Origin of the sequence: Capnocytophaga sputigena, from assembly GCF_900446695.1 — a bacterium.
In the GTDB taxonomy this organism is placed as follows: Bacteria; Bacteroidota; Bacteroidia; order Flavobacteriales; family Flavobacteriaceae; genus Capnocytophaga; species Capnocytophaga sputigena.
The window spans coordinates 65,813-91,664 of the sequence record NZ_UAVP01000003.1; the positions used below are offsets into that span (position 1 = coordinate 65,813).

Sequence of the window (25,852 nt, forward strand, 5' to 3'; positions counted from 1 at the left end):
ACCTATAATCTTAGTAGTGTTGTGCGTTAAAAAAATCCTAAGTATATAAACTTAGGATTTTTTTATTACCTTTGCACTTTATTCGCTAAATATATAAACAATGAAAAGAACGTATGCTGGAATTCCAGAGGAAAATGCAACACTGGAAAATGCCAAAGTAATGTTAGTAACAGTACCTTATGATGGTACATCTACATGGGGCAAAGGAGCTGACAAAGGTCCTGAATTATTTTTAGATGCCTCAGAAAATATGGAGTTATATGATATTGAAACTGATACTGAACCTTACCTCAATGGAGTGTATTTAGCAGGTGAAGTAACTGAAAATAGTTCGCCTGAAGCAATGACTCAAGCCGTTTATGAAAAGACCCAAGAACTATTGAAGCACGAAGATAAGCTCTTTACTCTTTTTGGTGGGGAACACTCAGTGTCTATTGGTTCAATACGGGCTGTAGGTGAGAAATATGAAAAACTCACTGTATTACAACTTGATGCTCATACTGATTTACGCCCTGAGTATCACGGCTCTACTTCTAATCACGCTTGTGCTGTGTTTGAAGCGAACCAAAAGCACAAATTGGTACAAGTAGGTATCCGCTCAATGGATGCAGAAGAAAAACAATATTTGCCTAAAGGGCGTGTGTTCTTTGCTCACGAAATTGCTAAAAATAACAATTGGATAGATGATGTATTAGACAAAGTATCTGGTAATGTATATATCACTATTGACTTAGATGCTTTTGATCCAGCAATAGCACCTTCAACAGGAACTCCTGAACCAGGTGGTTTACAATGGTATCCTACGCTCAAACTCTTGCGTAAAGTGTTTAAAAAATGTAATGTAGTAGCATTTGATATTGTAGAACTAATGGATAGTCCGCAAGCAAAACCAACAGCTTTTTTAGCTGCAAAACTCTATTACAAAATGTTAGCTTATTATTTTAAATATAACAAGAAAAAAGGTGTCTCATAACGACACCTTTTTTATTCATTTATTATAGTGAGTTTCGCAAAACGCAATAGTATATTTTTCAGTCCTCCTGACTCAAAATTAACTTGTGCTTTTTTATCATTGCCTACTCCTTCAAGAGCTTTGATGATTCCCTTTCCGAAACGTTCGTGATAAACAGTTGTTCCTACTTCTAATTCGTTGTAGATACTTCTATTAGGTGAAGCATTTTGTATACTATTCACAGGTTTAAGCTTGCGTAATCGCTGTTGTTCATCACCCGTAGGGGCATTTTTAGAAGGAGGAGTACCACTGATAGGCTTTTGTAAACGCAATTTACTCTTATCTACTTCACCAAAAATATCTCTATCTATCAAAGGTTTATAACGATAGTTAGGATTAGACAAAGTATGTGTAAGGTAATGTAAGTAACGTTCATCTATTTCCTCTATAAACCTACTTGGTTCAGTATCTGATAAATTTCCAAAACGATAGCGTCTTTCAGCATAGGTGAGATAAGCTTGTTTTTCAGCACGTGTAAGCGCCACATAAAACAAGCGACGTTCTTCTTCTAATTCATCACGTGATTGTATACTTTTTGCCAAAGGAAAAAGATCTTCTTCCATCCCCACTATATATACATACGGAAACTCCAAGCCTTTAGCTAAGTGAATCGTCATTAAGGCTACTCGATCGTCATCTCCTATCTCTTTATCGCTATCCGTAGCTAAAGATACATCTTCTAAATATTCAGCTAAACTACCTGTACTATCGGCTACATCTTCTTGTCCAATCACAAAGTCTTTCATACCATTAAGCATCTCCTCTATGTTTTCCATTTTAGCGATACCCTCAGGAGTTCCATCTTTTTTAAATTCTTGCAATAAACCTGTTTTTTTAGCTACTTGTTCTGCTACCTCAAATACATTCGCTCGCTGATTGAGTGCTTGCAAGTTGAATATCATTACCACAAAATCTGTGAGTTTTTGCTTGGTTGTACTATTAATATGTAATTCAGGTAACTTATTCACATTGTACATTATCTCAAAGATAGACTTCTTATAGTGATTAGCTGCCAATGTAAGTTTCTCCATTGTAGTTTCTCCAATACCACGAGCTGGAAAATTGATAATGCGTACCAATGCTTCTTCATCATTAGGATTGATAATCAAACGCAAATAAGCAAGCATATCTTTAATTTCTTTGCGTTGGTAGAATGAAAGTCCTCCATAAATGCGATAAGGTATATCACGTTTTCTAAGAGCATCTTCTATAGCACGCGATTGTGAATTGGTTCGATAAAGTACAGCAAATTTCCCATTAGCTAACTGGTGCTGCATCTTATTTTCAAAGATAGAACTCGCTACAAAACGTCCTTCATCGGCATCAGTAGGACTGCGATGTACTTTGATAAGCTCTCCCATCTCATTTTCAGTGAATACTACCTTATCTAACCGTACTTTGTTGTGTTCAATTACACTGTTAGCTGCTTCCACTATATTTTTAGTAGAGCGGTAGTTCTGTTCCAATTTATATTCTTTAGCTTCAGGATAATCACTTTTAAAATTCAGTATATTATTGATATTTGCCCCACGGAAAGCATAAATACTTTGAGCATCATCACCTACCACACAAATATTGTGAAAACGGTCAGCGAGAGCTTTTACAATAAGATACTGAGAGTGGTTTGTATCTTGATACTCATCTACAAGTATGTACTGAAAGCGATTTTGGTATTTAGCTAATACTTCAGGGTATACATTCAGCAATTCATTTGTCTTCAGCAGTAAATCATCAAAGTCCATTGCTCCTGCTTTAAAACATCTTTCTACATACTCCTGATAGATTTCTCCAAAACGCGGTTGCTTCCTAATAGCATCGTTTTCTACAAGTTCAGGATTATTGAAATAAGCTCGTACTGTAATAAGATTATTTTTTAAAGAAGAAATGCGTTGTTGTATTTGTTTGTATTTGTATACATCTTTATCCAACTCCTTTTCTTTAATAATTCCATTAATAAGTCGTTGAGAGTCTTGTGTATCATAGATAGTAAAGTTCTGAGGATAGCCTAATTTATCAGCTTCAAAACGCAATATTTTAGCAAATACAGAGTGAAAAGTACCCATCCATAGATTCTTAGCCTCGCTATTGCCCACAATATCTGCAATACGTTTTTTCATTTCGTTAGCCGCTTTATTAGTGAAGGTAAGTGCAAGTATATGAAAAGCATCTACTCCTTGTCGCATTAGGTTAGCAATACGATAAGTAAGTACACGAGTTTTGCCTGAACCTGCTCCAGCAATTACAATAATAGGACCTTCTTTCTGAAGTACTGCTGCGCGTTGTGGTGCATTAAGCCTATTGAGTTCCTTTTCAAATGTATCCATAAATAGTGTGTTTTTAAGGGCGCAAAGGTAGCGATAATTTAGCAATTAGACAATTTCGGAACTGATAGTAATTTTGCTTCTCTCATAATTATTTAGTACTTTTGCAGCCTAACATTCAACAATCGATGAAAAAACTTTTATTAGCTAGTACCTCAACTGTATATGGTGGTACTTATCTCTCTTATTTGCGTGATGAACTCAGCAATTTTTTCCAAGAAACTAATGAAATTCTTTTTGTACCTTATGCACGTCCCAGTGGAATTTCTCACGATGAGTATACTCAAATAGCCGCTAATTTTTTTCAACAATTAGACAAAAGGGTAGTAGGTTTACACACTTTTGTCAATCCTAAACAAGCTATAGAACAGGCAGAAGCTATTTTTACAGGAGGTGGTAATACCTTTGTATTAGTAAATGCTCTATATCAATTAGATATTATAAACTCTTTACGCAAAGTAGTATTAGGAGGTACACCCTATATGGGCACGAGTGCAGGAAGTAATATAGCAGGACAAACAATGCAAACTACTAATGATATGCCTATTGTCTATCCTCCTTCTTTCCGTACTTTAGAGCTTATTTCTTTCAATATCAACCCTCATTATCTTGATCCCGACCCTCATAGCAAACACAAAGGCGAAACTCGCGAAACACGTATTAAAGAATTTCACGTGTTCAACAATATACCAGTAATAGGGTTGCGTGAAGGCTCTTGGCTGCGCGTAATGGGAGATGAAATAAATTTAAAAGGAGAATTTACTGCCCGTTGGTTTGAAAAAGATAAAGAACCAATAGAAATTAGCAATTTTGATAGATCACTATGACAAATATTCAATATATAAAAGCCCAAACACAACTACCTGAAAAAGTTATTGAAAACACACTTTCACTATTAACTGAAGGCTGTACTATTCCCTTCATTGCACGCTATCGAAAAGATAGTACCCAGAATTTAGATGAAGTAGCCATTGAGCATATAGCCAAATCCCAAGCTGATTACGACAATATCTGTAAGCGCAAAGAAACGATTCTCTCTTCTATTGAAGAACAAGGAAAACTTACAGACGATTTGCGCAAACGTATTGAGAACTCTTTTGAGCTCAATGAATTAGAAGACCTATACCTACCTTACAAAAAACGACGTAAAACTAAAGCTGATGTAGCCAAAGAAAACGGCTTAGAACCTCTTGCAAAACAGATAATGAGTCAGTGTGTAACCGACTTGGAACTATTAGCAGGGCGTTATCTTTCCGATAAAGTACCTACTGAAGAAGAAGCTTTACAAGGGGCTTCGGATATTATAGCTGAATGGATTAACGAGAATACGTTTATACGTCGCACTCTTCGCCGAATATTTCAGCGCAAAGCAATCATCAGTAGTGAAGTAGCCAAAGGTAAAAACGAAGAGGAAGAAGCTCAGAAATACGCTCAGTATTTCGATTGGGAAGAAGCCCTTAACAAAGCGCCCTCTCACCGTGTATTAGCAATGTTGCGTGCTGAAAAAGAAGGATTTGTAAAACTAAAAGTACAAGTAGATAGTGAAGAAACCTTACCTTTTATGGAAGAAAACATCATAAAGAGTAGGGGAGAGGTAGCCGATTTCTTGAAGAAAACGGTAAAAGACAGCTACAAACGCTTATTAGAGCCTTCTATTTCCAACGAAACACTACAAGAGGCAAAAGATAAAGCCGATGCGAAAGCTATCAGTGTGTTTGCCGAGAACCTTTCACAGTTGTTATTAGCGTCTCCTTTGGGTGAAAAGCGCATTTTGGCTATTGACCCAGGATATCGTACAGGTTGTAAGGTAGTGTGTTTAGATGAAAAAGGCGACCTTTTGCATCACGATGTTATCTACCCTCACGCTCCCCAGAATGATATAACTATGGCTACTAAAAAGCTCAGCACAATGGTTTCTCAATACAACATCCAAGCCATTAGTATAGGCAATGGTACTGCTTCTCGCGAAACGGAGTCGTTTGTAAGAAGTATTGCTTTCCCTAAAAAGGTGGAAGTATTTGTGGTGAGTGAAGCAGGAGCATCGGTGTATTCAGCTTCTAAAATAGCTCGCGATGAGTTCCCCGATTACGATGTAACTGTACGTGGGGCAGTATCCATAGGCAGGCGTCTTGCCGACCCATTAGCTGAATTAGTGAAGATAGACCCTAAAAGCATAGGAGTAGGTCAATACCAACACGATGTAAACCAGTCGTTATTGAAAGAAGAGCTCGATGCAACCGTAGTGCGTTGCGTGAACAAAGTAGGGGTAAACCTCAACACAGCAAGCAAATCACTACTCAGTTATGTATCAGGAATAGGGGAGAAGATGGCTGAAAACATAGTAGCTTACCGCTCGGCTAATGGTGCTTTTAGTAAGCGAGAAGACTTAAAAAAGGTACCTCGTTTGGGTGATAAAGTATACCAGCAGGCAGTAGCTTTCTTACGTGTACACAACAGTGAGAACCCGCTCGACAATTCAGCAGTACACCCCGAAGCCTATCCTATCATCAAACAAATGGCGAAGGACACGGGTATCTCAGTTACACAACTTATAGGTAACAAGCAAGCTATTGCCACTATTGATATTCAAAAGTACAAAACAGATAAGGTGGGTGAACTTTATTTGAAGGACGTATTAAAGGAATTAGAAAAACCAGGGCTCGACCCTCGTACTACTGCTAAAGCCTTTGCCTTCGACCCTAATGTAAAAACCTTTGATGATGTACGTATAGGAATGATATTACCTGGTATAGTAAACAATATTACTGCCTTTGGTTGCTTTGTGGATATAGGTGTTAAAGAAAGTGGATTAGTACACATCTCTCAACTGAAAGATGGTTATGTCTCTGATGTAAATGAAGTAGTAAAACTCCACCAACAAGTGCAAGTAAAAGTAACAGAAGTAGATGAGTTGCGCAAACGCATCTCATTAACAATGATAATATAAAAATCGATAAATATGAAAACACTTTTTATCCCTTATACTAAAAAAAGAACAATATTAAAAAGCTTTATAATAGTATCTATTTTACTGCTAATATTCCTGTTCTTTTTTATCTATTTAACAATAGATATAAGTGTAATAGATGCAGGAAAAAGAGAGGTAAGCTACATCTTTGTTATAGTAGTACTATTAGTTTCATTGGGTATGTTTACCACTTATGCTATACCAATGTTTGCTTCAAAATTGAGCATTTCTTTAAATGATAAAGGCATAACTCTTAATAATGAAGCTCTAAAAGGCTTGGTGAAGTGGCAAGACATATTAGCTATCCATTTTGTAACTAAAGATGATAATTATAAGCTTCAAGAGTTTCATCAGAAAATAATAATAGATTTAAAAGACCGAAACACATCACTGATTACTTATCGTCTAATAGGTAAAGAATACAATAATACACGAATTGTAATACCTATTAGAAACTTTAAAAATGATATAAGCGACGAATTAGATAGTATTATCGATTATATTTTAGATAATACCGATAGGTTTATAGCAGCAAAATCCGATTACGGTATCGTACTTGCTGATAAAACAAAAGTAGTAATAGAAGAAGTTGAAGAAGAAGATTAGTAATATGAGACAAATGGAAAAATCCAATTTATAATATCCAAAGTAAGATTTTTGAACTTTGATAGGTTCATTAATATTATGTTTTACTTTGGTAAACTGGACTTTTCCACTATAAATTTAGTATAACCTCTATTTTGTAGGAATATTTTGGAGTATTGCTAACAAGAACTTCCAAAACTTCTGTACAGAGGCTATATTCACTCTTTCTGCTGGTGAATGTGCTCCTTTGATAGTAGGACCAAAGCTCACCATTTCCATTTTGGGATAATTGGTTCCTAAAATACCGCACTCTAAACCTGCATGACAAGCTACTACATTAGGCGTTTCACTAAAAAGTGTTTCGTATTGTGCTTTTACAATCTTTAAGATTTCAGCATCTACTTTAGGCTCCCAACCTGGATAACTACCTGTGTATTCTACTTCAAATCCTGCTAATTCAAAGGCTGAGCGAATAGTATCTGCTAAGTCATACTTAGAGCTTTCAGAAGCTGAACGAGTAAGACAATACACATTAATCTCACCATCCTTGATGATTACTCTTGCTACATTATTACTTGTCTCTACAAGATCAGCTATTGTTTGGCTCATCTTATACACTCCATTGAAAGCTGCATAAAGAGCTCGCAACACATCTTCTTGTTCTTCTTGTTCCATTACCTTCTCTGGGAGTACAGTAGGCTCTAACAATACAGTAAGAGTCGGTTCGGTTACTGAATACTCGTGTTGAAGTGTTTGAGTAAGTGTAACGACTTCTTTTTTAAAAGCCTTTTCGTCATTTTTATCAATAGTTACCACTGCTATGCTCTCTCTCGGAATAGCATTGCGCAAACCACCTCCATCTACACTTGCAATGCGCAAACCAAACTTCTCTGTAAAAGTAAACAAGAGACGGTTCATCAGTTTGTTAGCATTAGCATAACCTTTATGTATATCCATACCACTATGCCCTCCGTGAAGACCTTTTAAAGTAAGTGTATAGGCTACCGAATTAATTGGTGTATCTACCACATCGTACTCTCTAAATGCCGAAACATCTACACCTCCAGCACAACCTATATCAATTTCGTCATCCTCTTCAGTATCTAAGTTAAGCAAATAAGCTCCAGAGAGTAATCCTCCTTTAAGACCTTTAGCTCCAGTCATTCCTGTTTCTTCATCAATAGTAAAAAGGGCTTCAAGAGCAGGGTGAGGAATATCCTTACTTTGGAGTATTGCCATAATACTTGCCACCCCAATGCCATTATCAGCTCCTAAAGTTGTACCATCAGCACGTACCCAATCACCATCCACTAACATTTTAATACCTTCAGTACTGAAATCAAAGACCGTATCATTATTCTTTTGGTGTACCATATCAAGATGTGATTGTAGCACCACTGTTTTACGGTTCTCCATTCCTGCTGTAGCAGGCTTTTTGATAATCACATTACCCGTTTCGTCTTGGTAGGTATCAAGACCTAAATTTTTACCGAAAGCCACCATAAAAGCAATGACTTTTTCTTCTTTTTTTGATGGACGAGGTACTGCATTTAAGTTTGCAAAATTGGTCCATAATTGTTTTGGCTCTAATTCTGTTATTTTCATTATATTTAGTTTTTTAATTATCAGTTATTATATATTTTTTAGTCGCTAACATCTTTTCACTCTTCATTTTTCTATTTTCACTTTAAAACCAATATCCTATATTAAATAGCCATATTGCTTGTTGTATTTCAGGTGAGTATGTGCATTTTAACTCTATAGGACCTAAAAAACTTTCAATACCATACCCTATACCATAACCTGAATAATCAGGATATTTTTCCCATTGAAAACTCTTAAAAAGGTTATTATCAGCTTTGGCTACATTAGCTAATAAAAGCAAGTGATGTTTTTTAAATGGTTGAAAATCTATTACCCATTCTGTTTTCAGGTAGTTCTTAGCTCCTATACTCAAAAAATCATACCCATAGAAAGGTGAGTAGTTAGAAAATACATTCTTATTATATCCTCCTAAAAAGAAGTCTAATGAATAGCTATTAGAGTTTCCTATGGTAACACCTCCTTCAAATCCTATTCGTGTATTCAACCTTGGTAGGATAGGAATAGCAAATGATAATTCTGCTTTACCTGTGGTAAATTTCTTAAAGTTTTCATCATTAGAAGCAAGTGCATAAAGATTAAATTGTGTATTAAAATACACTCCTTTATTTGGAAAAAAACCATTGTCAAAACTATCGTATTTCAAGTAAGAATATAAACTGCCAAAATGGTTCTTTTCAGAATATGAAGCGATAGTACTTACTGAATATATTTGCTCAGCATCAAATTGTATTTTGCGATGTTCTACACCTAATCCAAACACAAAACCATTACCTAAGAGTGTTTGTAAGTACAACTGATTTACCCAATCATAAGCCTCTACATCCATTCGATTGAGTTCAGATTGTTCTATTCTGTAATTAGATAAACGTCTTGTATTCAAATTACGGTCAAACTGCAAAAATTTAGAACGTAATCCATAACTGATATAAAATCCTTTATCTACAAAATAATCAAACTGATAACGTATATTATCACCTACAATAAGATCAAGGGAAAGAAAATCACTATCTTGTAAAAAATAATTCTGTGTATAGTTCATCAAGAACCCTGTTTTCAACAAGTTGTCATAATGAATACCAAATTTCAAGAAAGTACGTTGTGGGTTTTCTTTCAGAAAAAAATCAATATGTTCCCCTTCAAAAGTATGTCTAATTTGGTGATTGATAGAATGAAAGTTATTTGTTGCCATTAGGTTAGACAATCCATCATTCAGTTCTTCAAAAGAAATTTTACGATTCAAGTGTTTTAAGTGGAGTTTCCCACGTAAATAACTACGTGTAAAGTGTTCGTTATTATGGAAGTGAATATCTTTTAGAAAAAAAGAATCAATTTTTTCTATAGGTTCCCTCCGTTGGGTAGTATGTTTTTGGTGAGCAGCTATTTCACGCAAACGAGGCAAAAAATGTTCTGCAGCAATTTTTCCATTGTTAATAATTGTCTCACCCTTATCAAAAGAAATCACATTAAACCCTTCTATATTAGGCTTGATATACACATCAGTTTGTTTTATTTTCTGTGGCATATTATCCACCATTGGAAAAGTAGTTATTTGTGAAAAGATACTCAAAAAAGAGTTAATTTCCTCATGTTTTGCTAATGGACTCTGTACATCCACCCCTATAATAATATCCATTCCTTTCTTTTTCACCTCATCTACAGGATAATTATTAGCTATACCACCATCTGTAAGCCATTTCTCATCTATTTCTACTAAATCAAACAACGAAGGGAACGACCCGCTGGCTTGTATAGCTTGAGGTAGAAAACCATCTTCTAAAATCACCTCTTTTCCTGTCTCTATATCAGTAGCAATACATAAAAAAGGAATTGGTAACTTAGAAAAATCATAAATTTCATTTACTGGATATAGAAGTTTAACAAATTCATTGTAGATATTTTGACCTTTAGAAACTGCACGAGGTAACCCTACTTTGAAATTATTGAAAGGCAATGCTACTGCATAGCGATCATATATATAACGTTCGTGTAATGACTTTGCATGACGTGAAGTTTTGTCTTGTAAAAGTTTATCAAAGTCTAATTGTCGGAAGATAGAATCTAATTCATTAGCCGAATATCCTGCAGCATACATAGCACCTACCATTGCGCCCATACTCGTACCTCCAATGTAATCAATACGTACTCCTGCTTCCTCCAATACTTTCAATACTCCTATATGTGCTAATCCTTTTGCTCCTCCTCCACTGAGTACTAAACCTACTTTTAAATCTTTTTTAGAAATATTTGCCTGACTATAAACTACATAAGGAGTAATTATAAGGAGTATGATAAACAATAAAATTCTCATACATTATCTTCTTTTATAAACTTGGCACAAAAGTACAAATAATTAGTTAATTAACAAATTTTAAATTAGCAAATTAAAAAGAATTTCATAAAATATATTTCAAAAACTCTTTCTTTTAAAATTACTGGTTGCAAAATTTCGTCATTCGTAATTTGTCATTCGCAATTATTTTTATACCTTTGCCCCAAAAATAGTAATAAATGAAAGAAACAGATATCATTATTATAGGGGCAGGACCTACAGGACTCTTTGCTGTATTTGAGGCTGGACTTCTTCGTCTAAAATGCCACTTGATAGATACACTCCCTCAAGTAGGTGGACAGCTTACTGAATTATATCCTAAAAAACCTATTTTTGACATACCAGGATACCCTAGTGTAGGCGCCTTAGAATTGATAGATAACCTAATGGATCAAATCAAACAATTCCAACCTGAATTTACCCTTGGTGAAACTGCAATAACACTCACTAAAAATAATGATGATACATTCATAGTAACTACAGATAAAGGTACTCAAATAAAAGGAAAAGCTGTAGCTATAGCCGGTGGATTAGGCACTTTTGAACCTCGTAAACCTGAATTACCTAATATTGAACAATATGAAGGTAAAGGTATAGCTTATTTTGTAAAAAATCCAGAAAACTATATTGGAAAACACGTTGTAATTGCAGGTGGAGGAGACTCCGCTCTAGACTGGAGTATATATTTAGCTGAAAAAGTAGCTACTGCTTCAGTTACTTTGGTGCACCGCCGCAATGAATTTCGAGGAGCTTTAGATTCAGTTGAAAAAGTAAAAGCCTTAAAAGAAGCTGGTAAAATCAATCTAAAAACACCCTATGAAGTAGTAGGGTTAGAAGGAAATGGACATTTGGAATCATTAGTATTAGAACAAGAAGGGGGTAACAAAGAGATTCTTTTAGCAGATACTTTTATTCCACTCTTTGGACTTACTCCTAAATTAGGACCTATTGCTACTTGGGGAGTAGAAATTGAAAAAAATGCTGTGAAAGTAAATAATGCCTTAGACTATCAAACTTGTATAGAAGGTGTATATGCCATAGGTGATGTGAATACCTACCCTGGTAAACTGAAACTCATCCTCTGTGGTTTTCACGAAGCTACTCTAATGTGCCAAAGTGTCTACAACCGTATTTATCCCAATAAAAAATACGTATTAAAGTATACTACCGTAGTAGGAATTGATGGATTTGATGGTAGTAGAAAAGAAGCCGAAAAAGCTGTAGTAAAAGCAATTTAAACAATAAATATATCTTATAGCAAACTAATAACTAAATAAAATGAAGAATATAAATATACTATTAACAGGCACATTTTTAGCTTTTTCTGTCTCTCTATATGCTCAAATAGATACAATTAGTAGTAAAACTTTACTATTGAAAGGTAAAATAAAAAAAGTAGAAGACTATTCTTTTTTTCTCGACCCCGACCCCAAAGGTACTAAAACTTTTGATGGAAAAACCTACACTGTTTTTCCTTATGTCGAAGATTGGAAGATTGAAAAAGATGAAACTAAATTATCTAAAACCAATATTGCTTATATTTTTGACAATACAGGTCGTAATCTTGAAGTAATTACTTACAATACCGAAAACCAACCTTTCGGAGGAATGCGATTCTACTATGATAAAAAAGGAAGAGTAAATAAAAGTCAATCATCTTTTTCCTTAGGAGATGGAGAGCTTTTAGTAAACCAACAATATTTTTACAACGAGAAAAATCAATTAGTAAAAATAGATGAAACTGATGGCAATACTAATGAATGGCTTATTACCACTACATTCAAATATGATGATTTAGGTAATTGTATTGAAAAGAACAAAGTAGCAAGCAATTCAGCTTTAGAAAAAGACATACAACTATATGAAAAGAAAAATATTGTATTAGAAAAGAAAATACGTCCAGATTACACACGTGAAAAATCTTATAAATACAACCAACTCAACAAAGTTTCAGAAACAGAAGATAAAATATTGAACAAAAATGTATATCTAAAAACTGAAAATGAATATAATAAAGAAGGTTTACTTTCTAAGTCTAAATTTCTAAATGCTTCAAATCAAGAAACTATCTGTACTTATAAATATAACAAAGAGGGACGTCTTATTCAATCAATTTGTACTGCTACTGATGACCCTAATTTTTATGTAGAGACTAACTATATGTTTAATAAATCAGGTGAGACTCAAGTTATGAAAACCCATACAGAAGTTGTCTCTACCAAAGTATATGATGAACATAATCTACTCACTTCATATATTACAACAGAACTTAATTACAAATATCGTTATACTTTTGATAAAATGGGAAACTGGACACAAATATTGATGTTTGAAAATGATAAACCTATTTGTGCCCGTGTTCGTAAAATAGAATACTTTACTAAATAAATGAACGAAATACATCTAAAAATAACCGATCGTGAGGGGCTTCTATACGAAATAGAAGCCCCTACCGATATGAATATGAATTTAATGGAAGTAATGCGTGCCTACGAAATCGCTCAAGATGGCGAAATAGGCATCTGTGGTGGTATGGCAATGTGTGCTTCTTGTCAGTGCTATGTACAAAATGAAAACGAAGTCACACTACCTGAAATGGGTGAAGAAGAACAAGCAATGCTTTTTGAAGCTTTTCATGTAAAACCTAATAGTAGGTTAGGATGTCAAATATCTATTACACCTGAAATCAATGGGTTAGAAGTTGTATTAGCTCCTTTTTCTTAAATAATAGGCTTTTGTATATTATTTTTTTATATCTTTGCCAAAATATTAAAATTGAATGAATAGAAAAATACTTTTATTTGCTTTTATAATAGGGTTTTTTGCTATGGCTTGCAATGACGGTGATATGGAGGTCGAATCTATCTCTTTTGAAAATTCCGACGTTCTTTCTTGTAGAGCAAATGATACCGCTGTTGATTTTCTCTATAAGTATAATCAAAAACAAGCCCTTTATCTCACAATTCCTGCAGGTGTCTTAGAAAATAAAGAAAAAACAGTTACAGGTACAATACCTAATAACTATAAATTGTATTACCGCACCTTTAGTGATGTAGTAAGCAGTAGTTATTTTTGTAATACCATATACCCTGCTTCTCCTCAAATTACTTTTAATAGCGAAGCTACGGGAGGAACAGTGACCATCGCAACTCGTCCTATTTACAACGAAAATACTGGGGCTTTATTGCGTTATGATCATCAAATAACAATTAGTAACTTAGTACTCCTAAAAGAAGATGGTAATAAGTTAGTAGAATCTAACCTCGTCTTTGGTACTTATCAAACTAACAAACAGTAACAATGAACCACTTTGTAGTATCAGCACGCAAATATCGTCCTCAATCATTTCATGATGTAGTAGGGCAACAAGCTATCACCAATACCCTTCTCAACGCCATTGAAAACAATCATTTGGCGCAGGCACTTCTTTTCACAGGACCGCGTGGTGTAGGTAAAACAACTTGTGCCCGTATCTTAGCCAAAAAAATAAATGAACAAACTGCTGGCGTAGAAGATGAAAATGATTTTGCTTTCAATATTTTTGAACTCGATGCTGCTTCTAATAATAGTGTAGACGATATACGCAAACTTATTGAACAAGTACGCATCCCCCCTCAAGTAGGCAAATACAAAGTATATATTATTGATGAGGTACACATGTTATCTCCTTCTGCTTTCAACGCTTTTCTAAAAACTTTAGAAGAGCCCCCTAAGCACGCTATTTTCATCTTAGCTACTACTGAAAAACATAAAATTATTCCTACTATTTTATCACGTTGCCAAATATTTGATTTCAAAAGAATTACCATCAATGATATTCGAGAATATCTAAAATATATAGCACAACAACAAGGAATAGCTGCTGAAGATGAAGCCTTACAAATCATCGCACAAAAAGCTGATGGTGCTATGCGTGATGCTCTTTCTATTTTTGACCGTGTAGTAAGTTTTTCAGGAGAGAAAATTACCAGACAAGCTACTTCTGAAATACTAAATGTACTTGATTATGAAGTTTATTTTAAAGTAACCGACCTTATTTTAGACAATAAACTTCCTGAGTTGTTAATTACATTCAATGATACGATAGCACAAGGTTTTGATGGCAATCACTTTATAGCTGGTTTAGCAAGTCATTTTCGTGATCTAATGGTATGCAAAAACCCTACTACTATTGATTTAATGGAAGTAGGAGAGGAGACTCAGAAAAAATATACAGAGCAAAGTACACGCGCTACCGTCCCTTTTTTAATGGAAGCTATTACAATAGCTAACGATTGTGACCTGAAATACCGTACTAGTAAAAACCAAAGACTATTGGTAGAAATAGCTTTAATACAACTCGCCTCTATAACCTACCAAGGAGATAAAAAAAAAATGATGGACGCTTCGTAATTCCAGCTCACGTTTTTAATAGGCAAGAACAAAACTCTAATGAAGTTACAAAAGTGGTCCAACCATCACAACCTATTATAACAACTACTGCTTCTCCCATTCCTAATATTCCTTCTATTAGTAAAGAACAACGTAGTAATGTAGTTTCTGGTTTTTCCATAAAAAGTGTACACGTAAAAACAGAACACCAAAAGAATAATAAAGAGATTATAATAGATCCTAATTCTTTACCTAAAGAACCATTTACTCAAGAGGCTTTTCAAAACTATTGGGATAATTATATAGAAGAACTACTTACAAAAGGAGAACGTATACAAGCCTCTATTCTAAAGATAGCCAATTTAAAACTAGATGGAACTACCATTGATTTGGAAGTGTCTAGTAATACTGCAAAAATTGGAATACTGAATATGGAACACCATTTATTGGATTATCTACATAGATCATTACGTAATTATGATATAAATATTCAGATAAATGTAAATGAAGAGATTGCTAAGAAAATAGCGGTTACTCCTGAGGATAAATATGAGCGATTATTAGAAGAAAATCCTCTGTTACAAGATTTTAAAAATGCTTTTAGCTTAATGTTAAAACCTTAATTATCTGTATTGTAAAATATTATTGCTATTGTATTTAACTGCAATAGCATTTTTTTATTTCTAAAACTTTTGTTTTTTTCAGTATAATGTTTAACTTTGCCGTCAAATTGTTAATATAGGACTTTTTTGAACTAACTATTTTCAATACGAATATTAATAAAATTATAAAATATGAAAGTACTTAATGAACGACAGTCTAAGATTTTGGAGAGCTTAGAAACCAAAAAGTACATCAGCGTAAATGAACTGAGTGAAAAACTTAAAGTTTCAGTAGTTACTATACGTAAAGACTTAACGCTCTTAGAACAAGAAGGCTACCTACACCGTACTCACGGGGGTGCTAGTAAGCAAATGCGCTATGTGTTTGACCAAACAGTAACTGAGAAAGAAACTCAAAATGTAGAAGAAAAAACGCGGATTATTACTAAAGCGTTAGACTTTATCAAAGAAAATGAGTTTATCATACTTTCATCAGGAACTACAGTTAATTTATTAGCTCAAAAACTTTATGGCTTCCGTAATCTTACTGTATTAACCCCTTCATTAAGGGTTGCCTTAGAAGTATGCAAAAACCCTAACGTAAACACTATCCACCTAGGAGGTGAGGTACGCAAAAATTCTACCTCTACTATAGGCGTACTCGCCGAAGAAACTCTTAGCAACTTCTCTTGTACTACTTTATTCTTAGGAATAGAAGGTATAGATCTTGATTATGGCTTGAGTTCTACCAATGTAGGAGAAGCTCATCTCAACAAAAAAATGATGGAACGTGTAGATAAAACTATCGTCCTTGCTGACTCCTCAAAAATACATAAACGCGGTTTTGGATTCATTTGTTACGTCGAAAAAATAGATATGCTCATCACCGATAGTAACGTAGACCCTGAATTTGTAGAAGAACTCGAAAAAAGAGGTGTAGAAGTAGTAATTTGCTAACTAACAAATTCACAAATTAATAAATTGTTTATGATACAAATATATCACAATCCTAAATGCTCCAAATCGCGTTGTGGTTTGGAGCTTTTAAAAGAATCTAATAAAGCATATCAAGTTGTAGATTACCTTAAAGAAGGTATTTCTAAAGAACAAATTAAAGAGTTACTCACTAAATTACAACTATCTCCTATTGAATTAGTTCGTACTAAAGAAAATGTCTGGAAAGAACATTTTAAAGGAAAAACACTTACTGATGAACAAATCATAGAAGCAATGGTACAATATCCTCAGCTTATCGAACGCCCTATCGTTGTGGTAGGTGATAAAGCTGTAATAGGTCGCCCTACTGAAAAAATAAATGATATTATATAATTAACAAATGAGAAAAACACTATTATGTGCCATTGCTTTCGTTTGGGGAGCAACAGCTATGTACTCACAAGCATACATTTCTGTGAGTGGTGGGTATGGATTTAAAGCTCACGAAAAGACATTAGGTAGAGATGCTTCCAATCCTACTGCCATTACTGATTTAAAAGGAAGCTATGGCGAAGGTTATCAAGCACAATTGCGCGGAGGTTATTTCTTCCACAAACGTTGGGGAGCTGAATTAGCTTTGGGATATCTCCACGGTGAGGATATGCCTACTAATAAAAATCAAGTATTAAATATGAAAGGACACGGTCGTGCTTATGGAGCTTCCCTTTCATTAGTATTCAATATTACTGATAATTTGTATGTACGTGCCGGAGGTGTAACCAAAATAGGTGGTAAAACCGAAATACAAACAGAACTTAATGCTAAATTACCTTTAAGAATGTTCAACCCAATGGCTCCTGCTACAACTATGGTAGATATGAAAGCTGATTTCAACAATAATTTCCATGGAAAAATACCTTTTGGTTTTATAGGAGGAATCGGTTATCGTTTTAAAGTGGCTGATAAAGTAGCTTTTTTTATAGAAGGTGAGTACCTCAACATCAATGTACCACGCAAGGAATCTAAACTAAAAGATTTTTCAGCTACACGCACTATACAAGGTAATACAGCGGCTATCAGTCTTCAGGAATTTAAAACTTATATGACTGCTTTGCAGAATATACCATCTTCTTCTCCACAAATAGAACGTTATAAACAATTAGCTACCCAAGTAGCTCCGCTTCTTGAAGACTCTTATAGTTGGGAAGGAAAGGGAGCTCCTGATGCTCCTTACTCATCTATAGGAGTTCATTTTGGAGTAACCTATACTTTTTAGAAAATTTTCTTCACTATAATAAAAAAACACTTATCAGTTGAAAGTTTATCAAAACTGATAGGTGTTTTCTTACTAAAAGTAATCAATAAAAGAAAAATACTCAGTAAAAAATTTGCTTCATATATAAAAAAAGAAGTACATTTGCACGCAACTAAATTCTCTTTTTTAAAATGAATTTCCAAGATAAAATTATTAATGAGGGGCTTACCTATGATGATGTCCTTCTTATCCCCAATTACTCTGAGGTATTACCTCGAGAAGTATCAATTACCTCACATTTTACTCGTAATATCACTCTAAATGTACCCATTATCTCTGCAGCAATGGATACTGTAACTGAAGCTGCTATGGCTATAGCTATGGCACGTGAAGGAGGTATAGGAGTGCTCCACAAAAATATGACTATTGAGGAGCAAGCTAAACAAATACGCAAAGTCAAACGTGCCGAAAGCGGTATGATTATCGACCCCGTTACACTTCCATTAAACAGCAAAGTGAGTGATGCAAAACGCTGTATGAAAGAAAATAGTATTGGAGGTATTCCTATCGTTGATGACAATGGAATATTAAAAGGCATTGTAACTAACCGTGATCTACGCTTTGAACACGATAACAATCGCCCTATAACTGAAGTAATGACCTCCAAAAACCTCGTAATTGCCAATGAAGGTACTTCTATGAAGGAAGCTGAGGGGATTTTGCAACGCAGTAAGGTAGAAAAACTACCAGTAGTAGATAAAAATTATAAATTAGTAGGGCTTATAACTTTCCGTGACATTGCTAACTTGCAAGAAAAATCTATTTCTAACAAAGATAGCTTAGGGCGCTTACGTGTAGCTGCAGCCTTAGGTGTTACTGCTGATGTGGTAGATCGCGCCGAAGCCCTTGTACAAGCAGGAGTTGATGCTGTAGTTATCGATACAGCTCACGGACATACAAAAGGCGTAGTAAATGCTCTCAAAGCCGTAAAAAGCAAGTTTGCTGACTTAGAAGTAGTAGTAGGAAACATTGCCACTGCTGAGGCTGCTCTTTATTTAGCCGAAAATGGCGCCGATGCAGTGAAAGTGGGTATAGGACCAGGCTCTATATGCACTACTAGAGTCGTAGCAGGCGTGGGGTATCCTCAATTATCCGCAGTAATGAATGTTGCTTCTGCACTTAAAGGCAAAGGAATCCCTGTAATTGCCGACGGAGGTATTCGTTACACTGGTGATATTGTAAAAGCTATCGCCGCAGGTGCCAATAGTGTGATGCTTGGCTCTCTGCTTGCTGGCACTAAGGAATCACCAGGGGAAACTATCATTTTTGAAGGTAGAAAATATAAATCTTATCGTGGTATGGGGTCGGTAGAAGCAATGAACCAAGGTAGTAAAGACCGCTATTTTCAGGATGTTGAAGACGATATCAAAAAACTCGTTCCAGAAGGTATTGTAGGACGTGTGGCATATAAAGGCGAACTACAAGAAAGTATGCATCAGTTCATTGGAGGTTTGCGTGCAGGTATGGGATACTGTGGTGCCAAGGATATCGAAACATTGCAAGCTGTGAGTCGCTTTGTACGTATCACTACAAGCGGAATTACCGAAAGCCATCCTCATAATATTACCATCACCAAAGAAGCTCCTAATTATTCAAGATAATAATGATTACTAACATTATAAAAGCTGGATTTTAAATGAATCCAGCTTTTTCTATATTAAAAATACTTTGTTAATTCTTAATTATTTCATACATTTGTCACCAAAATAAGTTTGATAATGAAAAAAGTATATAGTAAAGAACAATTACAAACCATTACCTTGCGCAATGTTAACGGAATGGAGGTAAGTATAATGAACTTTGGTGGAATCATTAACTCCATAAAAGTACCAGTAAATGGAAAAATAGTAGAATGTGTATTAGGATTTGATACCTTTGAAGAATACATAAGCGATACTTATCGAGTTGAATACCCTTATTTAGGAGCAATCATCGGTCGTAATGCAGGACGTATTAAGTATGGAAAGGTAATTATCGAAGGAAAAGAAATACAACTACATTGCAATTTAGGTGAAAACCAAATACATGGAGGCTTTATAGGCTTTGATAGTGTATTTTGGAAAGTAATTGATCAAGTAAAAGGTGAAAATCCTTCTGTAACTTTACAATATGTTAGTAAAGAGGGTGAAGAAGGCTACCCTGGTGAGGTAACTGTATTAGTTACTTATATGCTTACTACTGATAATCGTTTGCGAATAGATTACCACGGAATTACTACTGCCCCTACTATACTCAACTTAACCCAACACACTTATTTCAACCTTAATGAGAATGATAATAATGTACTCAACAATACTCTACAAATAAAAGCTGAAAAATACGTTCCTTTAGAGGAAGGTTTTTTCACGCCTACTGGCGAGCGCCCTTCTGTAGTAGGTACACCTTTAGATTACCGCAACGGACAGAATGTATATCCTCACACCGATAATTCCTTTATACGTGAAATATCTGCTGACGAGGTAATGGCAACTCTCATTAATGGAGAGGGAACACTAAAAATGGATGTACGTACCAATCACCCTGTACTGCATATCTATGCAGGCTACTACTTACCTGAATTACATCCTGCACATCGCAAAACTTTAGGGCAAAACAAAGGCATCTGCTTTGAAGCACAAGGTTACGCCGATGCTACTAAACATCCTCAGTTCAACAATGTAGTCCTACTACCCAATGAGGTATATGAGTTCTTCACTGAGTTTAAATTCCAAGTAATCGATAAAAATAACAAGTGAGAAGATGAAATATTTAGCAACCAAAAATCCGTTTTTTAATGTCTCTGGACTTACATCATCAGAGGCTAATTATGTATGTGAACGTATCAAAGAACGACTTAAACCTATTCAAGACCTTGTTAGTTCTATAGAAACTCATACTTCTAGCATCGATGGAGAACCTTTAGATACTTTCACAAAGGTAGATGATATAGGTGGCAAACTCAATGAAATCGGTTCATTATATGCCATTTCAGCTTATTTGCGTACGGCTATCAAAGAAAAAGAAAACCGTTTAGAAATAGTAAATAAAAAACTAAACGAAGTACTTGTTAAAGCTGAACAAGAAGTAAAACCTATTGATTATGAACCTCTAAACCAACTTAGAGATGTTACTATTGAGGATTATCTCAAAACTCTTTCATTAGAAGATATGGTTTGTTATAAAGAGGCAGAAGCTAAAGCTGCTCATATAGGAAAATACATTCATAATTTTGATGAAGTGCGCAACCAACTCAACAAAAAAGAACTCATTACCTTTAAAGAAGTAGGAGAGCAGGTCTTCAAGATTAAAAACACTCCTTTATACGAACTCTCTGAACTACAACAGTTACAAGAACAGCTTCTGGCTGAACATCGTGAGTACGAAAGTGAAGTAAACTTCTATAAAGCACAATTCCGTACTTACCAAAACAATTGTAAATTGCAATATGAACAAGAGTTACAATGCTTGCTACAAGAACGTCAAGCAAAAGTAAATGCTTTGGTTGTAGAAAAAACAGCCGAACTTACTAAACTCAAAGAAACTATTGCTAATTACAGAATAGTAGTACCAAATGTTTATAAAGAAACTATTGGAACACTACTAAAAAAATGAGGTTAAGTACAAACAAAATAGTTAACTTATAACAGATTTGCTTTGTACTTATTTAGAAAACTACAAATCGGATTTCATTTGATAGCAAACACACCTCATAGGATATTCTCGCTCTATACCCAAAATAGTTTTAAAAGGGAATGGTGTTATCCCCAAAAAGAGAGTTTATCTCCCTTTCATCAAAAACTTCACTTTAGACTTTACCTTTGTGGGTATAGAGAACTTAAACTTTATTTTTGTCATCAGCTGCGTTCCGCTTTGTAGTTCTCACTTATATAATTCATCAATTCGTTAATGCAAAAAATAGACAATTATATTTTTTATTAAAGAAATATTAAATATTTGTATTTTTTATTACCTTTGCAAAGTAATATAATGTAGTAGTGTATAACAAAAAAAGATAAAAGATTATGGCTATAATTGATGTCGTGAGTTGGTCTCCTCAAGGTAGTAGAGTAGTTTATGCTTGGAAATTCCCCGAAACTAATTTAGCTACTTATACCCAACTAATTGTACAAGAATCTCAAGAGGCTGTATTGTTTTCTAAAGGACAAATCATAGGAAAATTTGGACCAGGCAAGCATACTCTCAACACTGAAAATATACCTATTTTGCGTAATTTATTCGGAATTCCTTTCGGAGGAAAAAATCCCTTTACTGCAGAAGTATGGTTTGTAAACAAAGTACAATCGTTTAGTATTGATTGGAATGTGAGTGGAATGCCCATACACGACCCTGATTATAACACCCAATTACCCCTTGTAGCCGTTGGTAGATATGGTTTGAAAGTAAATGACTCCGAAACATTCCTTATTAAAGCTGTAGGTACAAAATCTGAATTTACACAAGATGATCTTACAAATCAATTTTTTGGAGAATTCTCTACTAAAACAAAATCACAAATAGCCCAATATGTTATCAAACATCGGGTAGGGTATAAATACATTTCAGCTTTTTTAGATGAATTATCAGGTTATCTCAAAAATGTACTCAATCCTTTTTGGACGAACTTAGGTTTAGAACTCCTTCAATTCAATATCACTAATATCGATATTGATAAATCTACTGAAGAAGGTAGAAAGGTAGCTGAGGCAATTGCTACCCAAGCCTCAATGTCAATTACAGGACACACTTGGCAACAAGAACAAATGTTCAATACTGCTAACAATGCGATTGAAGGATTCGGAAATGGCAATGGAGGTTTATTAGGAGGATTAATGGCAATGAGTATGATGGGAGGTATGAATAATTCTGGAATGGCAGGAGGAATGATGCAACCTCAATATAACCAACCTACTTTTGGAGGTAATCAACAAGTAGGACAACAAGGAGAACAAGCTCCTATAAAAATGGTTTTCTGTTCTAATTGTGCTAAAAAATACCCAAGTAATAGTAGTTTTTGCCCTCACTGTGGCAATCCTTACAATCCTTGTCCCAATTGTGGTGCCGACAATGATACCAATGCCAAACGTTGTGTGAGCTGTGGCACCCAATTACAACAAACAAACAATATTACTCCTGAGCAAACTATAGCCGATGTTTGTAATCGTTGTGGAACTGTATTCCCTCCTTCAGCAAAGTTTTGTCCAAAATGTGGGAATAAACGATAATATTCAGCAAACAAATAATAGGTAACAAAATGAATATACGTCGAAAATTATCATTAATAGCCTTAGTTTTAGGTGAAATATTATTGATAACAGCCTTTCTGTTATTGGGTACAAATTTAGCTACAAATATACTTATTCTAAATATTATAGTAGCCTCATTAGTCTATGCCTTGTTTTTTATTGATGTGCTCTTCCCTTGGATACATTTAGGGAAACAGCAACCTATTGAAGTAGGTTCATTGGGTGTAAGATGGTTTTTCACTTGGATTTATGCCTTTGCTGCTATAGGAGTGATGCTATGTGCTAATATATTCTTCAGTTGGTTCTTTGTCCTGCAATTTGTTATACAAACAACTCTTATTTTCTTATTAATTTTAGGTATGATTGCTGTATTATCAGCAGCCGATAGAGTAGGGGAGGTGCCTATCTTTGAAAACAGTATTGGGGCGGGTATTTCTGAAATGAAACAAGTGATGAACAATTTAAAAATACAAATCAGCACACTCCCCGATTTACCCGAAAACCTTGTACATCGAATTAACTCTTTAAATGAAAACTTGCGATACATTTCACCTGCAAATACAATAGAAGCTCGTGAAATAGAAAAACTTTTTTGCCAAGAAGCTAATGATATGTTAATCGTTATCAGTGATTATAAGTACAATACAACAACCATTGAAAATCATCTAAAAAAAATGGAATTATTGTATCAAAACAGAAAATCAGTCTATTCAATTTAAAAAAAATAAAAATATGTTAGGAAAAATCTTTTCAGAATCCGATAGTATCTATCACGATCAAGCTAAAGTACTATTAGATTATTATAGCGCAGCAGCTGAAAAAATAGTAGCCGAAGAGGAATGCATCGAAAAACAAATTGCAATTTTGGAAGAAGAAAAAGCAATGTTGCAAAAACAAATTGATGGACTTTGGGTGTGGTTTCTCACCTTAATATTTTTCTTTGTGTATTATATTAAAAAAAATACCCTTGAAAAAGAAATTGCTGACAAAGAAATACGTATTGCTGAGTTCAAGAAACAACATAGCGAAATCTTTAGAGATTACAAAGTAACCAAACTTGGTTTAGCTTATGTACCTATTGCTGAACAAATAAAATATACTGATAAAAGTTTTATAGTAGATTATACAGGACAAATAGACGAATCTGAAGTTGTACTTCAAATCCCTCGCCAAAACGATTTGCTGGTAGAAACCATTGAAAAACTTGAAAAACTATCAGAACAAGCCCCTATAGTAGAAACTTCTTACAACACTGAAACTATCGAAACCGACCAATACTCTACTTCATTCCAAAAAATCAATCAACACGACTATTTTGGAAGTTTAGAACGTTCATTGCGTACCATTTCCTATTGTATGGATGATTTGAACACTACTTCAGTATCTTTGCCTTTAGTAGCCGATAAGAGCGAGTATTTAGCTTACCTGAATGAATATGCTACCGATAATGTTCCACAGGGTGCTGTTATAATTCCTGTTTTCAACAAAGAACGATATGCCGATAGTATCAACAAATTTCAGGAAATCAATCAACTAAGAGATTCTTTATCTAATAAAACTGAGCAATTCGAAAATGTATTAAAGAGTTTAATGCTCACTATGGCTACTTCTGTACAAGCTATTTCAGCATTGAAGGTAGCTTCAGCTAATAAAATGATTACTGCTTCTAACAAAGTGTTATATCAACTCTTGAAATCTCCTTATAATCATTATTCACCTGTTTTAGAACACGAAGAAATAGAACGTATTCGCAATGAAAAGTTTGATTATAGCGAGTCTGTACAAGAGTACATTCCTTTCCATCTAAAACAGAGTTCTCGTGTGTATTACAACCTAACTTCAGGAATGTGGACTGCAGAAGATGGTAGCACTACCAATCTTCCTTTTGGAGTACATCAAATCTATGAAGAAATTGTAGCTCCTATGGTACAAAACTTAATGCAAGAAAACCGATTAGAACGCCTCAAAATCTACAATCATATTCACGATCAAAAAACACATTATCTAAATGAGTGGCATAAAGATACCGAAGCTTTCTATCGCTCAAACCGATTGGAAAGTGCCGATATCATCAACTTAATGCAAGAAAATTTGCGAAAATACGTAGCCGAATACAACACTTTGATTTCTTATCAACGCACTGAAGATAGTATGATACAAACAGAAGATAACTTAAACAGTGCTGTAGTGGATGTAGCCAACAATTCAGCTGAAACTCTCGCTGCTTTTGAGATGCAATCTCAAGAATTTAAAACAATACAAGATAATTTTGAGGAATATATGGAACGCCTAAAAGAGGATATAGAACTCAAAGCTATGAAGTTTGGACATATAGAGTATTATGATGCTAAATTGCGTGATGGACACTCAAATGAAATAGCTGTAGCCACTAATGAAGTGCATGACTTAGAAAATCGCCGAAAACCTCTTGCTCTTGTAAATCCACTTTTTGCTAAAACATCTGAATTGCCTCCTGTGCCTAATGTAGAAGAAGTTACTTTTGAACACATTTCATTGAACTTACCTGTTATAGCCAAAAATGCACTCAACAATTTGAATAATTTCAGTAATAACAAATAAAACTAT

Annotated in this window: 22 protein-coding genes; 19 read left to right on the top strand and 3 right to left on the bottom strand. The window is 34.6% G+C overall.

Going from position 1 to position 25,852, the window contains the following annotated elements:
• The first annotated feature begins 100 nt into the window (after positions 1-100).
• Positions 101-973, top strand: coding sequence for an agmatinase (speB, locus tag DR017_RS00435; protein ID WP_002678964.1), 873 nt, complete (start codon positions 101-103; stop codon positions 971-973).
• Positions 974-984: 11 nt separating this feature from the next.
• Here speB and DR017_RS00440 read toward each other — a convergent pair whose 3' ends face one another.
• Positions 985-3,336: an ATP-dependent helicase gene (locus DR017_RS00440; protein ID WP_002679072.1), complete on the bottom strand. Its 2,352-nt coding sequence runs from the start codon at positions 3,334-3,336 to the stop codon at positions 985-987.
• Between the two features lie 125 nt (positions 3,337-3,461).
• Here DR017_RS00440 and pepE point away from each other — a divergent pair, with 125 nt between their 5' ends.
• From pepE to DR017_RS00455, 3 genes are read left to right on the top strand one after another with little or no spacing between them, the layout of a single operon-like run.
• On the top strand, positions 3,462-4,160 hold the full coding sequence (gene pepE, locus DR017_RS00445) for a dipeptidase PepE (RefSeq protein ID WP_002679201.1): 699 nt from the start codon (positions 3,462-3,464) through the stop codon (positions 4,158-4,160).
• Positions 4,157-6,280 carry a Tex family protein gene (locus DR017_RS00450; protein WP_002678994.1) on the top strand — a complete coding sequence of 708 codons (2,124 nt, stop codon included), beginning with the start codon at positions 4,157-4,159 and terminating at the stop codon, positions 6,278-6,280. Before pepE ends, DR017_RS00450 begins: the two co-directional genes overlap by 4 nt.
• Before the next feature lie 12 nt (positions 6,281-6,292).
• Positions 6,293-6,907: a hypothetical protein gene (locus tag DR017_RS00455; RefSeq protein WP_002679017.1), complete on the top strand. Its 615-nt coding sequence runs from the start codon at positions 6,293-6,295 to the stop codon at positions 6,905-6,907.
• A 129-nt stretch (positions 6,908-7,036) separates the two neighbouring features.
• Here DR017_RS00455 and DR017_RS00460 read toward each other — a convergent pair whose 3' ends face one another.
• Positions 7,037-8,491 (bottom strand): aminoacyl-histidine dipeptidase, encoded by a 1,455-nt coding sequence (locus tag DR017_RS00460; protein WP_002678952.1) that lies wholly within the window; start codon positions 8,489-8,491, stop codon positions 7,037-7,039.
• Between the two features lie 82 nt (positions 8,492-8,573).
• On the bottom strand, positions 8,574-10,799 hold the full coding sequence (locus tag DR017_RS00465; RefSeq protein ID WP_002679124.1) for a patatin-like phospholipase family protein: 2,226 nt from the start codon (positions 10,797-10,799) through the stop codon (positions 8,574-8,576).
• 200 nt (positions 10,800-10,999) lie between these two features.
• Between DR017_RS00465 and DR017_RS00470 the strand changes: the two genes are divergently transcribed.
• The 15 genes from DR017_RS00470 (at position 11,000) to DR017_RS00540 (ending at position 25,846) form a co-directional block, all read left to right on the top strand.
• The gene (locus DR017_RS00470; RefSeq protein ID WP_002679020.1) at positions 11,000-12,058 is read left to right on the top strand and encodes an NAD(P)/FAD-dependent oxidoreductase; all 1,059 of its coding nucleotides are present in this window, start codon (positions 11,000-11,002) and stop codon (positions 12,056-12,058) included.
• Between the two features lie 40 nt (positions 12,059-12,098).
• Positions 12,099-13,208: an RHS repeat domain-containing protein gene (locus tag DR017_RS00475; protein WP_002679129.1), complete on the top strand. Its 1,110-nt coding sequence runs from the start codon at positions 12,099-12,101 to the stop codon at positions 13,206-13,208.
• Entirely contained in the window at positions 13,209-13,544 is a 336-nt protein-coding gene (locus tag DR017_RS00480) for a 2Fe-2S iron-sulfur cluster-binding family protein (protein ID WP_002679007.1), read from the top strand.
• A 55-nt stretch (positions 13,545-13,599) separates the two neighbouring features.
• A complete protein-coding gene (locus tag DR017_RS00485; RefSeq protein WP_002679082.1) occupies positions 13,600-14,118 on the top strand; it encodes a hypothetical protein in 519 nt (172 codons plus the stop codon).
• Between the two features lie 2 nt (positions 14,119-14,120).
• Positions 14,121-15,212, top strand: a complete 1,092-nt coding sequence (gene dnaX / locus DR017_RS00490) for a DNA polymerase III subunit gamma/tau (protein ID WP_002678951.1) — start codon at positions 14,121-14,123, stop codon at positions 15,210-15,212.
• A gap of 53 nt (positions 15,213-15,265) precedes the next feature.
• Positions 15,266-15,814, top strand: a complete 549-nt coding sequence (locus DR017_RS00495) for a DUF8439 domain-containing protein (protein WP_050772798.1) — start codon at positions 15,266-15,268, stop codon at positions 15,812-15,814.
• A gap of 171 nt (positions 15,815-15,985) precedes the next feature.
• Complete coding sequence (locus DR017_RS00500; protein ID WP_002679202.1) at positions 15,986-16,750, top strand: DeoR/GlpR family DNA-binding transcription regulator; 765 nt, start codon at positions 15,986-15,988, stop codon at positions 16,748-16,750.
• A 30-nt stretch (positions 16,751-16,780) separates the two neighbouring features.
• Positions 16,781-17,122: an arsenate reductase (glutaredoxin) gene (gene arsC, locus DR017_RS00505; protein ID WP_002678984.1), complete on the top strand. Its 342-nt coding sequence runs from the start codon at positions 16,781-16,783 to the stop codon at positions 17,120-17,122.
• Between the two features lie 7 nt (positions 17,123-17,129).
• Entirely contained in the window at positions 17,130-18,005 is an 876-nt protein-coding gene (locus tag DR017_RS00510; protein WP_002678993.1) for a putative outer membrane beta-barrel protein, read from the top strand.
• Positions 18,006-18,175: 170 nt separating this feature from the next.
• Positions 18,176-19,645 (top strand): IMP dehydrogenase, encoded by a 1,470-nt coding sequence (guaB, locus tag DR017_RS00515; protein WP_002679095.1) that lies wholly within the window; start codon positions 18,176-18,178, stop codon positions 19,643-19,645.
• A gap of 117 nt (positions 19,646-19,762) precedes the next feature.
• Positions 19,763-20,779: an aldose epimerase family protein gene (locus DR017_RS00520; RefSeq protein WP_002678934.1), complete on the top strand. Its 1,017-nt coding sequence runs from the start codon at positions 19,763-19,765 to the stop codon at positions 20,777-20,779.
• Positions 20,780-20,783: 4 nt separating this feature from the next.
• Entirely contained in the window at positions 20,784-21,635 is an 852-nt protein-coding gene (locus DR017_RS00525) for a hypothetical protein (RefSeq protein WP_002679208.1), read from the top strand.
• Positions 21,636-22,045: 410 nt separating this feature from the next.
• Positions 22,046-23,245 (top strand): SPFH domain-containing protein, encoded by a 1,200-nt coding sequence (locus DR017_RS00530; protein WP_002679011.1) that lies wholly within the window; start codon positions 22,046-22,048, stop codon positions 23,243-23,245.
• Between the two features lie 29 nt (positions 23,246-23,274).
• On the top strand, positions 23,275-23,985 hold the full coding sequence (locus tag DR017_RS00535; RefSeq protein ID WP_002679105.1) for a hypothetical protein: 711 nt from the start codon (positions 23,275-23,277) through the stop codon (positions 23,983-23,985).
• 13 nt (positions 23,986-23,998) lie between these two features.
• Positions 23,999-25,846 (top strand): hypothetical protein, encoded by a 1,848-nt coding sequence (locus DR017_RS00540; RefSeq protein WP_040361123.1) that lies wholly within the window; start codon positions 23,999-24,001, stop codon positions 25,844-25,846.
• Positions 25,847-25,852 lie beyond the last annotated feature (6 nt).

Excerpts from the sequence above, each read along its gene's own strand:
- dnaX (WP_002678951.1), top strand. The coding sequence starts at position 14,121 with ATGAACCACTTTGTAGTATCAGCACGCAAATATCGTCCTCAATCATTT.
- DR017_RS00470 (WP_002679020.1), top strand. The coding sequence starts at position 11,000 with ATGAAAGAAACAGATATCATTATTATAGGGGCAGGACCTACAGGACTC.
- DR017_RS00530 (WP_002679011.1), top strand. The coding sequence starts at position 22,046 with ATGGCTATAATTGATGTCGTGAGTTGGTCTCCTCAAGGTAGTAGAGTA.
- DR017_RS00455 (WP_002679017.1), top strand. The coding sequence starts at position 6,293 with ATGAAAACACTTTTTATCCCTTATACTAAAAAAAGAACAATATTAAAA.
- DR017_RS00450 (WP_002678994.1), top strand. The coding sequence starts at position 4,157 with ATGACAAATATTCAATATATAAAAGCCCAAACACAACTACCTGAAAAA.
- DR017_RS00525 (WP_002679208.1), top strand. The coding sequence starts at position 20,784 with ATGAAATATTTAGCAACCAAAAATCCGTTTTTTAATGTCTCTGGACTT.
- DR017_RS00485 (WP_002679082.1), top strand. The coding sequence starts at position 13,600 with ATGAATAGAAAAATACTTTTATTTGCTTTTATAATAGGGTTTTTTGCT.
- DR017_RS00520 (WP_002678934.1), top strand. The coding sequence starts at position 19,763 with ATGAAAAAAGTATATAGTAAAGAACAATTACAAACCATTACCTTGCGC.
- DR017_RS00510 (WP_002678993.1), top strand. The coding sequence starts at position 17,130 with ATGAGAAAAACACTATTATGTGCCATTGCTTTCGTTTGGGGAGCAACA.
- pepE (WP_002679201.1), top strand. The coding sequence starts at position 3,462 with ATGAAAAAACTTTTATTAGCTAGTACCTCAACTGTATATGGTGGTACT.
- DR017_RS00440 (WP_002679072.1), bottom strand. The coding sequence starts at position 3,336 with ATGGATACATTTGAAAAGGAACTCAATAGGCTTAATGCACCACAACGC.
- speB (WP_002678964.1), top strand. The coding sequence starts at position 101 with ATGAAAAGAACGTATGCTGGAATTCCAGAGGAAAATGCAACACTGGAA.
- DR017_RS00465 (WP_002679124.1), bottom strand. The coding sequence starts at position 10,799 with ATGAGAATTTTATTGTTTATCATACTCCTTATAATTACTCCTTATGTA.
- guaB (WP_002679095.1), top strand. The coding sequence starts at position 18,176 with ATGAATTTCCAAGATAAAATTATTAATGAGGGGCTTACCTATGATGAT.
- DR017_RS00540 (WP_040361123.1), top strand. The coding sequence starts at position 23,999 with ATGTTAGGAAAAATCTTTTCAGAATCCGATAGTATCTATCACGATCAA.
- arsC (WP_002678984.1), top strand. The coding sequence starts at position 16,781 with ATGATACAAATATATCACAATCCTAAATGCTCCAAATCGCGTTGTGGT.
- DR017_RS00480 (WP_002679007.1), top strand. The coding sequence starts at position 13,209 with ATGAACGAAATACATCTAAAAATAACCGATCGTGAGGGGCTTCTATAC.
- DR017_RS00535 (WP_002679105.1), top strand. The coding sequence starts at position 23,275 with ATGAATATACGTCGAAAATTATCATTAATAGCCTTAGTTTTAGGTGAA.
- DR017_RS00475 (WP_002679129.1), top strand. The coding sequence starts at position 12,099 with ATGAAGAATATAAATATACTATTAACAGGCACATTTTTAGCTTTTTCT.
- DR017_RS00460 (WP_002678952.1), bottom strand. The coding sequence starts at position 8,491 with ATGAAAATAACAGAATTAGAGCCAAAACAATTATGGACCAATTTTGCA.
- DR017_RS00500 (WP_002679202.1), top strand. The coding sequence starts at position 15,986 with ATGAAAGTACTTAATGAACGACAGTCTAAGATTTTGGAGAGCTTAGAA.